The organism is Robinsoniella sp. KNHs210 (genome assembly GCF_000686105.1).
GTDB lineage: Bacteria > Bacillota > Clostridia > Lachnospirales > Lachnospiraceae > Robinsoniella > Robinsoniella peoriensis.
Map to the genome: position 1 here is coordinate 736,987 of NZ_JMLZ01000001.1, position 14,886 is coordinate 751,872.

General features: G+C 38.1%; 10 protein-coding genes. 3 read left to right on the forward strand and 7 right to left on the reverse strand.

The window, feature by feature from the left end:
* Positions 1 to 45 precede the first annotated feature (45 nt).
* Positions 46 to 786, forward strand: a complete 741-nt coding sequence (locus CD03_RS0102865) for a LytR/AlgR family response regulator transcription factor (protein WP_027292341.1) — start codon at positions 46 to 48, stop codon at positions 784 to 786.
* Positions 787 to 792: 6 nt separating this feature from the next.
* Here the strand turns inward: CD03_RS0102865 and CD03_RS0102870 are convergent, their stop codons facing one another.
* The 7 genes from CD03_RS0102870 to CD03_RS0102900 all read right to left on the reverse strand — a co-directional run bounded on the left by CD03_RS0102870 (position 793) and on the right by CD03_RS0102900 (position 9,543).
* On the reverse strand, positions 793 to 2,577 hold the full coding sequence (locus CD03_RS0102870; protein ID WP_027292342.1) for a sensor histidine kinase: 1,785 nt from the start codon (positions 2,575 to 2,577) through the stop codon (positions 793 to 795).
* A gap of 264 nt (positions 2,578 to 2,841) precedes the next feature.
* A complete protein-coding gene (locus CD03_RS0102875; RefSeq protein ID WP_242849024.1) occupies positions 2,842 to 3,753 on the reverse strand; it encodes a helix-turn-helix transcriptional regulator in 912 nt (303 codons plus the stop codon).
* 178 nt (positions 3,754 to 3,931) lie between these two features.
* Positions 3,932 to 5,074, reverse strand: coding sequence for a glycoside hydrolase family 88 protein (locus tag CD03_RS0102880; protein ID WP_027292344.1), 1,143 nt, complete (start codon positions 5,072 to 5,074; stop codon positions 3,932 to 3,934).
* Positions 5,075 to 5,094: 20 nt separating this feature from the next.
* A complete protein-coding gene (locus CD03_RS32180) occupies positions 5,095 to 6,207 on the reverse strand; it encodes a glycoside hydrolase family protein (RefSeq protein ID WP_242849025.1) in 1,113 nt (370 codons plus the stop codon).
* A gap of 98 nt (positions 6,208 to 6,305) precedes the next feature.
* Positions 6,306 to 7,136, reverse strand: a complete 831-nt coding sequence (locus CD03_RS0102890) for a carbohydrate ABC transporter permease (RefSeq protein ID WP_027292345.1) — start codon at positions 7,134 to 7,136, stop codon at positions 6,306 to 6,308.
* Positions 7,137 to 7,150: 14 nt separating this feature from the next.
* Positions 7,151 to 8,035: a carbohydrate ABC transporter permease gene (locus tag CD03_RS0102895; RefSeq protein ID WP_027292346.1), complete on the reverse strand. Its 885-nt coding sequence runs from the start codon at positions 8,033 to 8,035 to the stop codon at positions 7,151 to 7,153.
* A gap of 116 nt (positions 8,036 to 8,151) precedes the next feature.
* Positions 8,152 to 9,543, reverse strand: coding sequence for an ABC transporter substrate-binding protein (locus tag CD03_RS0102900; protein ID WP_027292347.1), 1,392 nt, complete (start codon positions 9,541 to 9,543; stop codon positions 8,152 to 8,154).
* A 256-nt stretch (positions 9,544 to 9,799) separates the two neighbouring features.
* On the opposite strand from CD03_RS0102900, the gene CD03_RS35705 reads away from it, so the two are divergent.
* Together CD03_RS35705 and CD03_RS0102910 are read left to right on the forward strand one after the other, a co-directional pair.
* Positions 9,800 to 11,545, forward strand: coding sequence for a sensor histidine kinase (locus CD03_RS35705; protein WP_052377636.1), 1,746 nt, complete (start codon positions 9,800 to 9,802; stop codon positions 11,543 to 11,545).
* 35 nt (positions 11,546 to 11,580) lie between these two features.
* A complete protein-coding gene (locus tag CD03_RS0102910) occupies positions 11,581 to 13,188 on the forward strand; it encodes a response regulator transcription factor (RefSeq protein WP_027292348.1) in 1,608 nt (535 codons plus the stop codon).
* Positions 13,189 to 14,886 lie beyond the last annotated feature (1,698 nt).

Here is a 14,886-nt window from a genome sequence, read left to right on the forward strand (position 1 = left end):
TTTGCCCTAATTGGTTAATTGGTGATGGGAAGGATTTGTGAAATAATGATTACAGTGATTTTTTGCGATGATGAATTGACTGTTATACAAAGATATATTAAGTTGTTTGACAACATTAAAAAAAAGATAAATGAACAGATTTGTATAGAAATATATACCAGTGGTGAACAGGTATTATTTCATATTTCAGAAAGGCCGGAAGCGGTAGCTGTGCTGTTTCTAGATATTCAAATGACTGGTTTAGACGGCATTGCTACCGCTAAAACCCTTCGTAAAATGGGATGTTTTGCAGAAATTATTTTTCTTAGTGCTTATAAACAATATGTGTTCGAATCTTTTGAAGTACATCCATTTCATTATTTATTAAAAGATATAATAAAACCAAAGTACTTTGAAACTGTCTTCTTTAAGGCTTTGGAAAAATACAAACAACGGCGGGATCATTTTTATTCCTTTCGTACTTCTGATTCTTTTGTTCATCTCGATATTGCACATATTTTATTTATTGAGGTTTATCAGAAAATGATAACCATCCATTGCCAGGATCAGGTTTATCGTTTTAGAGGTACGATTTCGAAGCTTTGCAATGAATTTATTCCCCATGGTTTTCTAAAACTCAGTCAGAGTTGTTTAATTAATTATGATTATCTGGATTATATAAAAGAAGGTACCGCTTATCTTTCTACAGGAGAAGCTCTGCCTATATCGAGGCGGTACCGTAAGGATGTAAACACAGAACTCAACAGTCGGGTTTTATCAAATTATTCGTCTCTATATAATATATAGAAGGAATTATACATTTTTTTCTCCACACTCTAAATGTACTTCTGCCAGACATCTGCCTTCATGGATACAAATATCAAAACTGCCTTGATAATTTTTCAAAGCTTTTCTGATGCTTAGTAAACCATAACCATGCTGCATGGAATTCCTTTTAGAGGTAACCTTAAAATTAACATACGGAGATTCCACCGTATTTTCAATCTGGATAAATAAAATTCTATGGCGATATACCATTATCATTGATATTTCTTTCGGAGATAATTTTAATTTTTCAGTTGCTTCAATGGCATTATCTATCAGGTTTCCCATAATAGAAATCCAATCATCATCTTTGATATTTAACTGGCGGGGTATTTCTAATTTAGTTTTAAAAGCTATATTTTTATTTTTTGATTCCATTTGTTTTTCTGTTAAAATCGCATCCAGTACAGGATTTCCTGTTTCAAAATATTTTTTCGGACGTTTCATTTCATTTATTAACTTTCCCATATAATTTAAGCATTCCTTATTCATCCCCTGTTCCACCATAGTATAAATAGATAACATTCTATTTTTCATATCGTGCCGAAAAACAGTCAGGTCTTTATAGGATTGTATCATTCCAGCATAATGCCGTACTTGTGTTTTTAAATGTATTTTTAATGCCTGATTCTGAACCTGCTCCCGGACTGCTCCCGAAAAAAAAGTGCAATAACGATTTAAAATAAAACATAATAATATAAAAATAGTGATATAACTTGATCCAACTCCTATTCCAAAACTACGGTATACCTTTGGATAGAAAAAAAATCCATCTATAATAAAAGTAAAAAAATAAAGGACCGATATCAGCTGCCTTCCTCTATCTTTCGATCTTATATGTGCTAATACTGCCATTCCAAGACCGATTGCGGCGGCTGGATACCAGACCATCTGCATGTCCAGATAACCAAATTTATGCGTAAATTCTCCCAGGGTTCCTATGTAAAATAAATACCTATAAAAAGTTGTTGTTGTTTTCAGAATTTTCCTCCACTTTTTGTTTTCCACATATCCTAAATATTGTATTAAATAAATAATGCCAAAATAGAAACAGAAATAATTGATATAATAGATTAATACATAATTATTGAGAAATTGCAAAATTAACCTGCATTCTGTTAGGAGCCATCCACCGATACACATATATGCTTTTCCCACATAATTTCCCTCCTTAACCGGTATACAATAAAAAATATTTAGAATCGCAGATGTTATAATTGATATACTTCCCATAAGAAAAATCAAAATGCCAATTATAGATTGCGGCAGTTCCTTTTTTAACTGAGCTGTCACTATATCCGTCCTGTTACCAATTAATACGGTTGGTTCTCTCATATACGAGATCGGGTAACTAGAACGCATTTCCATTACCAGTTCCATACCATTATACTCTTTTGGAAGGTCTACAAACAAATAGAGCATCCTTGTGACCGGGAGTTCATGTGTGCCGCAACTAAAATGATATATTTCTTTCCCATCCAACATTACTTGTAATTTCGAATACGTTGAACCTATCAACAGACACGGGTTGTTGTACTCTTTCGCATTCAATACTTTACTAACTGTAATCCTGTGTTCTTTTCGATAACTTAATGTTTGTGATAAACCCTCTTTTTGAAAAGAGTCCCATACGACAAGCTCACTCTTGACTAGGGATTTCTTCATAACATCCGGCATTTTGCCTCTAAACGATAATCCTTGAACTAATAAAAAAATAAATATTACAAAAATAAAACCGGGAAATACTTTTCTTACCTTCACCATACTAGCCATAATCTATGCCTCCTAATTAATCTAATTTTTTGCACTGCTTATAGGAAAACCTTTTTCAAAGTATTCTTAGGTTTGCAGTACAAACAAATTATATAATAAAAAACACATCTTAATTGAAGTATGCCAAAGTGAATTTTCAAAAAACGCAGGTCAGATGCAAGTAAAGGAGCTTTTCTCCCTTTCCGCTTCTGCCTGCGTTCTTTTTACTTAATATTTGAACTAACCTGCCCTGTCTCTCAATCCACTAGTATAGCTGAACTAATCCTATAACCTACAAACCGGAACTGCCTGCTTCGCCCCCATGACCGTATTCGCTCCATAATTGAACTTCGGTGCCAGCGTGGAATCCAATTGATATCCATAAGCTTTCGCATTATACTTTTCAATGGCATATTGGACACTGTCAATAGCTACACAGAAATCCTCTTCCTTTTCATATGGTTCCGATTGAAAATAAAGCATTTCACAAGGTTCCAGTTCAACCACATCGCATCCATTTGGAATAGCTCCTGCATAATCGTAAGGCACTTCCACTCCTGCCGCTACGGCAGAGGTTCCTTCTTTCACCAGATGTGCCGGAAGTTCCAAAATGGCCGCCAGATCATATTTCTCAGGAATGCTGTTAAATAAACCTTCCCAATCACACCCTGCTTCCTGGCAGAAAGAAAAGTAATCCACAGCTGTTGCCGAACGCATCAGTATTATCTTTCTTTTTGGTCTTGATACTGCAGTAATCATACATAATTTCATTTCTTTACACATATTTCTGTCCTCCTTGTGATTAATTAACGTAAAATAATTTCGGATCGGGTACTGAACAAACAATGGAATAGGATCCGGTGAATTCCGGTACGAACTGGGCGTAACATGGAAAGCCTCCCAAAATGCCTTTACATATCCCTCATGGGATTGATAACTGCAGTTCAGTGCAATATCCAGAATTCGCTGGCTGCTATTCAATAATTCCAGGGAACTATCCGACAGACGGATTGCCCTGACGTACTCTTTCGGCGTCTTTCCGATAAACTCCTTAAATATTCTGTCTCCGTGCCTTTTCGAATATCCTCCGCAGGAATACATTTCTTCAAAAGAAAATTCTTCACTTTCCACATGATCCCGTATATAATCCTGCATCCTTTGTACAGCATTTACTTTTTCCATGTCCCACTGCTTCATTCCGATACCTCTTTCTCATTTTATATCTTTTCAAATTTATTTTCTTGAACTGATTGGACAAGATTTTTTCTCCTGCCGCTTCCTCTTTTATTATAATGCTTTTTCTCCTAACAGTGTTAAAAATTAAATATCATAAAGGCAAAGCAAAACCGGGCGCGTCCTGCGCCCGGTTTTATCCCTACCAGTAAATCTCCCAATCCTTTGACAATCTCGTAAGCAGCTCCATATAGAAGTAATCTCCCCAGATAACACATTCATCCACACCCCTTGCTGCACTTTCCGGGATGGGGTTATAAGGCGTGGATTTCGCATACACACCATGAAGCAGTAACCCGTTGGATTCCCTCACATCACGGACACTATAGTCTTCTGCCAGTGACTGCGCAATCTTCTCTGCAAATTCACTATATCTTTGAGCTTCCTCTTTTGGCAGATACTTTGCCATTTCCAGCATACCGCAAGCTGCTATAGCGGCCGCTGAGGAATCCCTTGGCTCCTCGCCATCCATAAATTCCAAATCCCAATAGGGAATCAAATCATCAGGAAGACGTTTGATAAAAAATTCTGTTACCCTGTGGAACAGGTCAATACATGTTTGATCTTTCGTATAGCGATATCCCAGTGCCATACCATATATTCCCCAGGCTTGTCCTCTTGCCCACGCGGATCCGTCCCGGTAACCCTGATAGGTACATCCCCGTACAGGAGCACCCGTTTTGGGGTCAAAAAAGAAGGTATGGTAAGTAGAAGAATCCGGGCGTATCAGATTTGCCATACTGGTTCTAGTATGTGCCAGGGCAATCGCCCGGTACTTTTCATCTCCCGTAACATCCGATGCCCAATATAAAAGGGGTACATTTAAAAGACAGTCAATAATCAGACGGTAATTTTCTTCCACTCCCATAGTGCCCCATGCCTGTATAAACTGTCCTTTTTCCTGAAAGCGTGTCAGGAGCTGGTCCGCTGCCAGAACCGCTGCCTTCTTAGCGGCTTCACTACCCGTTAATTTGTATCCGGCAACGCAGGAAAGGGAATAAAGAAATCCCAGGTCATGGTGATCCACATCAATTTTTCTTTCCATACGGTCTAAAAAGCTGTCCACCTCTTTTAAAGCTTCTCTTTTGAAATCCTCATTGCCTGTCCGCTCATATGCCAGCCAATACTCACCGGTACAGAATCCGGTAGTCCAATCCACATTCTTTACAGACGGATAAAAGTTATTCTCACTGCAGGAATGCCGGAAGCAATCTCTAAAGTTGTCCAGATTTTCATGCAATAGCGCACATGCCCGATCCAATGATTTATTTAAATACTCAGTCATCTATTTCCTCCATCTACTGTCTACGCTAATGGAATACATGCATTCCATGCACAATTCATGGTAATAAAATCAACATCCGTTCCGTCATTTGTGGCTACAAACAAATGTGTTGCTTCTCCATTTTCATCTATGAGCAGAAATGGCCGGTCCATATTGCCCATCTTACGCACTTTTCCATCATCCCAAAGTATGTCACGGGTGAATGACGGTCCTGACCGGACATTCCATTTGACACCGTCTTCACTGGTTGCATATACACCGTCTCCGATATTTCCTGTATAGATGCCGTTAAAGTCTTTGGCAATCATGGCATACCCCGTGTCCGTTCTCCAGATAAAAGGATCTTCCACTTCACCGCCATCCTCAAATAAAGGTTTTTCTGTAAGTCTTTCATAAGGTCCCGACCAATGGGGTGCCCATGCTGCCCCTAATTTCATTCCGCTATACATCTCATTGCCTGATTTATATTCTCCATAAGGAGGTTTCTTCCAGCTTCTGGTCTTATATACTAACAGGCAGCTGCCATCCGGATTGATACAAGGTGCCGGATTAGAAGTGAAGAAATCATCAAAGTGTCCCGGGCGGACATCCAGTAAAGGGTGGTCAGAACGTTTCCATGGACCGAAAATGCTCTTTGACGTTGCCATTCCAATCCGCTTATTGCTGCGTGAGCAAATCCACTGATAGCTTTCAAAATTCAGGCTTCCATCCTGGGGTATATCCGGATATGGATATGTAGACCCCATGTAGAACAGTACGTAGGTATCACCATGCTTTTGAATTACCGGGTTGTGTGTAATACGTCCATCCCAGTATCCGGCTGACCTGGAGGGTAACACTACTTCCTCGAATATGTATGGACCCTCCGGCGTCCTGGATACAGCCCTGACAATTTCACTGTCGATTCCCCATCCCGGATGAAACTGATAAGTCTTTTTCCACCTGGAAGCAAACATATGGTAATTTCCATCTTCGCCTTTTATTACGCTTCCACACCAAACCCAGTAATCCTCCATAGAGAATCCACCCTTCAATGGTGTGGGTTTAAAAAATTTATGTAATTGACATTCTTCTCGTCTCATATTTATTCCCATTGCATATTGCAGGCAGGCAAGCCTGCAATACTGCCACAATTAAACTGGTTAAAAGAAACACATCGTGGCGTCCTTTCTGCATTGTAATTTTCTTTCAACCTTACCCTGCTTTTCAATCTTTATTTTATTTTGTCTGATTACCCTTTTAATCCACTTGTAGCAATACCTTCTACGAAATAACGCTGGCAGAACACATACAATATTACAATGGGAATCAGACTGACCACGCTTGCCGCCATAATAAGCTGGTATTCCGTAGAATATTGTCCTACAAACATCCGGATTCCAAGTGGTATGGTTTTATTAGCTTCACTGCTGAAATAAATCATGGGACCCATAAAATCATTCCACACAGTAACAAAAGTAAATATCGTCAGTGTAGCCATTGCCGGTTTAGCCAGTGGAACTACAATTCGCCCAAAGGTTCCATACTCCGACAGACCATCAATACGTGCTGCCTCTAAGAGCTCATCTGGAATCCCCTGGAAAAACTGTTTTAACAGGAATACACCAAATGCCGCAAAGCTTTGAAGCAGAATATATCCCAAATGGGTATCTACCAGTCCCATTTTTTGCAGCATTACATACTGGGGAAGCATAAAAATCTGCCATGGAATCGCAATGGTTGCCACATAACACAGAAATAATGTATCCCGTCCTTTGAATTTACACTTCGTAAATCCATATGCTGCAAAGGCACAGGTTGCCAGCTGAATAATCGTAACAATTACTGTCAGTTTTGTACTATTAAAGATAAACAGAGCAAAATCTATTTTCTGCCATATTTTGATATAGTTTCCCCATTGAAATACCTCCGGAATCCATTGTATCGGACTGGTAAATACTTCATTAGAAGTTTTGAGGGATGCAGACAACATCCATATTAACGGCAGCAGCGTCACCACTACAATGATACTAAGGCCTGCATATATCAAGGTGCGCACTACCGGATTTCTCTTTTCTACCATTTTCTCTTACTCCTTTACATATAATCAGAAAACTTTTTCTCCATTCGGAACATCACTACCGTAATCGTTCCCACTATGAGAAATAGAATCATAGATGCAGCACTTGCCATTCCAAAACGCATATAAGAGAAAGACTGGTCGTAAATATATGTACTAAGCAAGGTAGTCGCAGTACCCGGTCCCCCCTCCGTAAGTACAAAAATAAGGTCAAATGTCTTGAAGCTGTTAATCGTAAGCATCATAAATACAAAGAAATGATTTGGTGTCAGCATTGGAAATGTAATTCCTTTAAATATCTGCCACTTAGATGCTCCGTCAATCTTAGCCGCTTCATATACGGAGGAAGGAATGCCCTGAAGAGCAGCCAGATAAATAATCATAAAATAACCCATATTACGCCAGATACTGACGATAATAACTCCAGTCAGAGCCCAGTCCGTAGAAGAAAACCAACCCGGAAGATATTGTTCTGCAAATCCCACTGCTTCCAGAGCTACGTTAACAGGACCGCCGTCTTTCATAAACATAGCTTTCCATACTGCTCCGATCGCTACAACAGAAGCTACATAAGGAAAAAATATGGCACTCCTGAAAAATGTAGTCCCCTTTAATTTCTGATTTACTAAAATAGCAAGTCCTAACGCAGCCGCCATACTGAGTATGACGGTAAAAAAGCTGTATTGCAGAGTCTGTGTTAAGGATGCTTTGAACACCCGGTCACCGAAAATAGCAAAAAAGTTATCCAATCCTGCAAACTTCATTTCTGTAAACCCATCCCACTCCATAAAGCTGAGAACAAATGAAAATACTACCGGGATTAATACAAAAACTGCAAAGCCAATAAAGTTCGGTAGAATAAATGACATACCAACCAGGGTATTCCGTGTTCCCAGAGACATTTTTCTACGGCTCTTATCCTTTTCTCTTTTAATACTCAAACCTCAATTCCTCCTTAAAACAACGGTGGGCACTTACATACCTTTCCGTAATATTATCATTTATCCACCTTAAACGTTTACTTCTGGATTTCTTCACTCCGTTCAGCCATTTCAGCCAAACCTTCTTCAATACTTACCTCTCCTAACATAATAAGACCATGAACCTCTGTCAGCACAGAATCCACTTCCGTAACGTTTTCCCCAATCGGTCTGTCTGCTGCAATGCTCTTCACCTTGAATGCTTCTGCAAGCCCTTCCGGCATACCTTCCAATGAAGCAATTTCCGTTAAAACGCTGTCATTAAGCCGAGCCGGAACAGCGCCGACTTTCGCATATTCGCCAGCACATTCATCACTGCTTAAGAAATTAATAAATTTCCATGCAGCATCCTGCTTCTTGGATGTAGGGTTTATAACCAGTGGTGTACTTGCTCCAACGGTATATCCTGCTTCTACGTTTTCCGGGTGAGGCATTGTCGCTACTCCCCAATTGGTTACTTCTGTATCTCCGGCTTTAATAGCAGCTGTTAAGGTAGTCACATACCAGGTTCCCATAGGCATCATTGCAACATTACCTGCCTGAAAAGCACTGGAGTAATGAATATTAGCACTTTGCAGCGAACCAAAGTCCTGTATAATTCCATCATCCTGCATACCTACAGCCATTTCATAATAAGGTTTAAAGAAATCATATCCGGTGCTGAAGTCAAGTGTATCATGCTTTCCGTCCTGAATACCTAAATTTTGTACCTGTGTCTGCCATGTATGGATATAAGCGCCGTATACATCCTCACTAGCCACTTCTCTGGCTGTCTTTTCAAATTCTGCCCAGGTCATATCATTTGTCGGATACGCAACCCCTGCTGCATCAAATAAGTCCTTATTGTAATACAATACATAATAGTCTGTACGAACCGGCATCGCGTACTGTTTTCCTTCAATATTAAACGGCTGGTCCGTACCGTTAAATCCGGTCATGTCCACATTATCTTTTGCAATTCTATCCGTCAAATCTAGCATCTGGCCTTTTTTGTACAAGTCATACGTATTAGGCGCATCTTTAATGAAGTATGCATCTAATTCGCTTCCCCCATTTAACATCACATTTAATTTTGTATTATAATCTGTAGACGGGATATCAATAACCTCTACCTTAATATCAGGATATTTTGCTTCAAATGCAGCAATTGCATTGGAAGTACTGTCATTAGAGGTATAATCCCATGTTGCCAGCTTAATACTTGTCACCTCACCGGAACCACCCGTTTCTCCTTTGTTTTCCCCTGACGTATCCCCGGCGGTTTCTCCTGAACTTTCTTCTGACGTATCTCCTGAATTTTCTGATGCTGTTGTGGTTCCTTCTGACGCTGCCTTGCTGCTCGTCTCCTTAGGAGCGCCTGTCCCACCGCATCCACTTAATAATGACCCGCAAATACTAATCCCCATAATGATTGCTGCTAATCGTTTCATACTTACCTTCTCCTTTTTTGTATTTTTTACTTTTTTGTTGGCTTTTCTTTCTGTCATTATTATATCAATTTGCATAACAAAAAGTAAACTCAGCATATTTTTCCGTTATAATACTATTTTACATTTTGTTATTTTCATCTATTACTTTTTTACGATTTAATACTATTTTTCGAATTTTTTTCACGAATTGAAACGGATATTCTTTTATGTTATAATGCGAATTATAAAAATAAATATATGTTTCTTCGGAGGCTGAATGAAAATTTATAAAATACAATTCAAAATTTTTATATCTACCGTTTTATGTGTTATGCTGGTAAGTCTTTTAGGAACAATGTATCTGTATCAATATATTAATAAGCTGATCTATGAAAAGTCTCGTCATATCGATGAGATTTATTTAAATACTGTATCTGAGCAGATCACTTCCTATCTGGATAATTCCATCGAGTTAGGTATGCGCTGCGCCAACGATACTTCTGTAATTCGTGCTCTTAATGCTTCTTCCCCCGATAGCAGTCGTTCAAAAGTATATTCCATTAATGCTCAAAAGCAGCTGAATGCCTATCTGGATAGTTTTATCGCCTATGCCTACGTGGACAAGTTAATTGCCTTTAACACAGACGGTACCATCGTTCAATCTATCAGCGCCCGTGAATTCGGTTCCCCAAATGATTATAATGAGTTGATTAATACAAAAATAGCCGACATACGCTATTTAAAACCAGATCAGTTAAGTCCTTATACCATTAGTCTGGATACTTCCATAACCAGGCAAAACCGGACCGCTCTCACCTTGCTCTGCCCGGTCTATGGAAAAAGTAATCAGTCCGTATACGGATATATTTATATCGAAATAGGCCTTAGCTTATTTTCCGACCTGCTATCGCCCTATGCCCAGGTAAACAATCTGTTTCTGATTGATGATGAAGGGAAAGCCCTGTCACAGCGTCCGAATATTTTACCTGCTGATATCTCTCTTTCCTCTATTGGAAATGGAATATATAACTTCGGAGATGCTTCATATGAGTTTTCCGGTAATCAATTTCCTGATATCGGCATGACTTTGTACAGCTGTGCCCCATTTCCTGTAATGGGAAATGACCGGAGCCATTTAATTTATATTATTATCCTGGTATTAATTATGGCACTATTAGTTGGTGCAGTGCTTGCGTTCCTTTCCTCCTACATTCTATCTCTGCCTATTCAGCGGCTGAATCAGCGGCTATGCAAAATAACCCAGGGTGATTTTTCGTTTGATGCCGAAATCGAACGTCCCCATGATGAAATAGGCGCGATCGGACACACGGTAAACGAAATGTCCAGCAGCTTCTTAAATCTATTGCGCAATACCCAGGAAATGTACAAGCAGCAAAAAAATATTGAAATTGCCCTGCTGCAAAGTCAGGTTAATCCGCACTTTTTATATAATACTCTGGATTCTATTTATTGGATGGCAGTCATTCAAAAGAACACCGGCATTCAGCAAATGACCCGCAGCTTAAGTAATTTATTAAAAAATCTTGCCAAAGGAACCGAAGATCACATCCCCTTACAAGAAGAACTAGCCCTGCTAAATGATTATATTTCGATACAGGCAATCCGCTATATGGATGCTTTTGAGATGAAAGATCTGATTCCCCGAGACTTATACCATCACCGGATTTTAAAATTTACGCTGCAGCCGTTAATCGAAAATGCCATATTTCATGGAATTGAACCCAAAGGCATTTGCGGTATGATTTTATTAAAAGGGCATACCCAGGATGGTTACTTGTATATCGAAATCGAAGACGATGGAATGGGAATTCCTCCTGACAAACTGGAAACTCTGTTAGATACACCAAATCCGGTTAAAAATAAGGCTTCCTTAAATAGTATTGGTATCTATAATGTAAACAAGCGGCTGCAGCTGATCTATGGAAAAGAATGTGGTCTTCACTACGAAAGTGAACCTGGTCATTATACAAGGGTAACGATTAAAATCCCTTTGGAAGATTAATCCAATTATAGAATATGTAAAGAAGGTGAATTTGTATGTACAGTGTACTCTTAGTAGATGATGAACCACTTATTTTGTCCGGAATTAAATCCCTGCTAAACTGGGAAGCAAACGACTGTAAGATCGTAGATACGGCCCGAAATGGACAGGAAGCTTCTGATAAAATTCGTGCGTTAGAACCGAACATCGTTTTTTGTGATATTAATATGCCGGCAATGTCCGGTATTGATCTCCTTCAATTAATATCCAGGGATTATCCTTCTATTGTATTTGTAATGTTAACAAATCTGCAGGACTTTGACCTTGTTAAGAATGCTCTCCATTATCGTGCCGTAGACTATTTGGTAAAAAGCCAGTTGGAACCGGATGTGCTGGAACATTCCCTGACCAATGCGAAAAAGGAATGGGATAACCGAAATCTTTTAAACAATGCAGATTATATAAAAAATCAGGGTAAAGTGATCCAAGAACTATTATGGAAAGAGATTTTTTTAAGACCTACTCCTCAGGCGCTCAGCAATGCCCCTTTGAGTGATAATGGCCACCCTTTTGATTTGGAATCCTATACTGCTATTTATCTGATCATGGATTATAGCTTACAGGATCATACGAAAGACCATGATGAATTATTTACCTGGGAAAAAGACCTGGTCAATGCAATGGCTCAAAAGCATTTTTCATCCTTCTCCTTATTTGAGCCGGATCATTCCAGTGACAGCCTTGTAATACTTTGTTCCACACCCAGGGACCCAAGGGCATTCAAACAATTAATGGAACAGTTTTATCAAAAACTATGCTCTTCTTCCGCTAATATTACACAGGTATCCATTTGCATGATGGCAGCAGAATGCTTTCATGGCTTACAGGCTATGGCTGATTGCCGCGCACAGCTTTTTGCAATGGTCGACCATTTTTACAACACCGAACAGCCTTTTTTACTGGGAAGCAATATTACTCCCATTTCCTATATGTCACTGGGGCTTACCGGTATATCCTCACATTTACTGGAAGCTCTGCGTGAAAAGAATGCAGTAAGATGCAAGTCCCTGCTGGATAAGGCAGCTTCCCGTATTCAGAATATAAATCATGAACGCAACAGTGCTATCTGGCTGTGCAGTGAACTGTATACAACAGTGGCGGAAATAATCCATAAGAGTATTCCTGATTCCAGACTAAGTACTTATTTTTCCCAATCAGAAAACATGCTGGATCAAATAGAACATATGCATACACGATCCCAGATTTTAGGCTGGCTGGAACATCTGAATAAATGTACAATTTCAGCAATTGAACAGGCAAATGCTGACCGGTGCAGTTTTGTGGATTCCGCCAAACAATACGTGGAAGATCATATTGAAGAACGTATCAGCCTTTCCGATGCTGCCGATTATGTGAATATATCTCCCGCCTATCTGTCCTCTATATTTAAAAAAAGGTATGGAGAAAGTTTTATTGATTACGTCAATAAATGTAAGATGGAATATGCATGTAAACTTATTAAGGAAAGGAAATACTTAATATATGAGATTTCATTTCGACTAGGCTTTAATAATGCCTATTATTTTACGAAAACGTTCAAACGTTATACGGGATTGACTCCTATGGAATATCAGAACGCGTTAAAAAATGATGAGGTTAAATAGACGTAAACTATAGATAGCATGCTGAAATTTTCCGACACTAGATTTCAGCATGCTTCTAACTTCTGTTAAATTTCACTGTTCAAACTGTCAATAATTGTATTACCTTTCACTCTTTTCACCTACCAGACAAACAAAAACCATGCATTATTATTATTTAATAGTACAGCCCCCCCATTCATTATATGCTATTCCTATATTGAATTTAGTCGCTATCTATCGTATGTAAAGATCATCTCGCTAATAAAATTTATACTTTGTGAGAACACCTCTTATTATTTTCCATTCTAAAATTTAGTCGCTATCTTTTCAAATCAGCCTTTACATTTCATTAAATAATCCCCGATTTTAATTGGATCCGGCACTCCTATCTGATTCTGTTATTAATTTAGTACGCTATTTTCTGCATGTTTTTATGGCTTTCATCTCGCAGTTTTTCACTATTTTAGTCGCAAAGTCTGATCAACCATAAACTATACTGAATATTTTCCATGTATTGCGATCCAACTATTCACAATTTAGTACGCTATATTCAGCCTATTTATTTGGATAGTACTGACCCCTTCTTTAAGGATTTTAATCATTGCCGCTGTGATTTAGTCTCTAAAATACTATTTTTACTATTTTACATAGACAGACTTTTTATGTATTCATGCCACAAATCAGTATCACGAGACCCGACAAAAGAATTTTTAGACCTGATTATTTTAGACCTTTACATATTTAGTGCGGGATTTCGGGCTTATTTTTTTGAAAATATTTCTTATTCTCATTACAGTTTTTATATTTAGTACGCAAATTCCTGCACATTTTTTTATATTTTTTTCTATTAAAACGTTAGTTACTTCATCGTAGACATTGAACTTTATTGTCATTTATATTAAAATTTTTATATAAGCAAAGATACCTCTATTATTTAGTGCGCGATTTCCTGCACATTTTTTTGGCTTTTACTCCCACTTGAGACACCAATATCTTAATAATTATATTTTTTTATCCTAAAATACGCTCTGATATTAATAAAAACAGAGCTGATGGCGCATAAATGACCTTCATATCCCCTCATATTTCAGCGAATTAAATTTAGTCTCTATCTTTTTCAAAATACAACCTTTCCGGTATCTGTCTGAATTTAGTCGCTAACTCTATCAAAATAATACGTTTTCAAATTTAGTCGCTATCTTTTCACATTATATCGCCAGACCGAAAAAAACTATTTTATTCTGATTGATTTTACTTTACATAATTTAGTCGCTATCTTCTGACATAGCCCCTTTTTAATCTCTCAGGTAAAATATATATCAATGCCGGATTGTTTGTTTTTATAATTTAGTCGGTATCTCAAATACAGGAAATTAAATTTAGTCGCTAACCCTCATAACTTCCAGAAAAATTTTTCCATAAATTTACCATTTAACCACTGAAATTTGCTTGATACCCCCAATTTAGTTCGGAAAAACATGCAAGTTTTTTTAATTTGATATATTTAGTGCTCAATTCTGTGTATTTTTTTATGGAGCCCTTTTATTTAGTTCGCTAAAATCTGCACGTTTTTATGGATACTAAAGCAGTGGGGAACATACTTGCCTTTATTTTTTTACGACTTATAAGAAAATACATATGATTACAAAAAAATCAAGGATTTAGTCCGCCAAAACATGTCTATAATTATAAAAAACGGCATATTCTGATCAGTCTTAA

Coding starts and splice junctions, on each gene's coding strand:
- CD03_RS35705 (WP_052377636.1), top strand. CDS start 9,800: ATGAAAATTTATAAAATACAATTCAAAATTTTTATATCTACCGTTTTA.
- CD03_RS0102875 (WP_242849024.1), bottom strand. CDS start 3,753: ATGAAGCAGTGGGACATGGAAAAAGTAAATGCTGTACAAAGGATGCAG.
- CD03_RS0102900 (WP_027292347.1), bottom strand. CDS start 9,543: ATGAAACGATTAGCAGCAATCATTATGGGGATTAGTATTTGCGGGTCA.
- CD03_RS0102880 (WP_027292344.1), bottom strand. CDS start 5,074: ATGACTGAGTATTTAAATAAATCATTGGATCGGGCATGTGCGCTATTG.
- CD03_RS0102895 (WP_027292346.1), bottom strand. CDS start 8,035: ATGTCTCTGGGAACACGGAATACCCTGGTTGGTATGTCATTTATTCTA.
- CD03_RS0102865 (WP_027292341.1), top strand. CDS start 46: ATGATTACAGTGATTTTTTGCGATGATGAATTGACTGTTATACAAAGA.
- CD03_RS0102910 (WP_027292348.1), top strand. CDS start 11,581: ATGTACAGTGTACTCTTAGTAGATGATGAACCACTTATTTTGTCCGGA.
- CD03_RS0102890 (WP_027292345.1), bottom strand. CDS start 7,136: ATGGTAGAAAAGAGAAATCCGGTAGTGCGCACCTTGATATATGCAGGC.
- CD03_RS0102870 (WP_027292342.1), bottom strand. CDS start 2,577: ATGGCTAGTATGGTGAAGGTAAGAAAAGTATTTCCCGGTTTTATTTTT.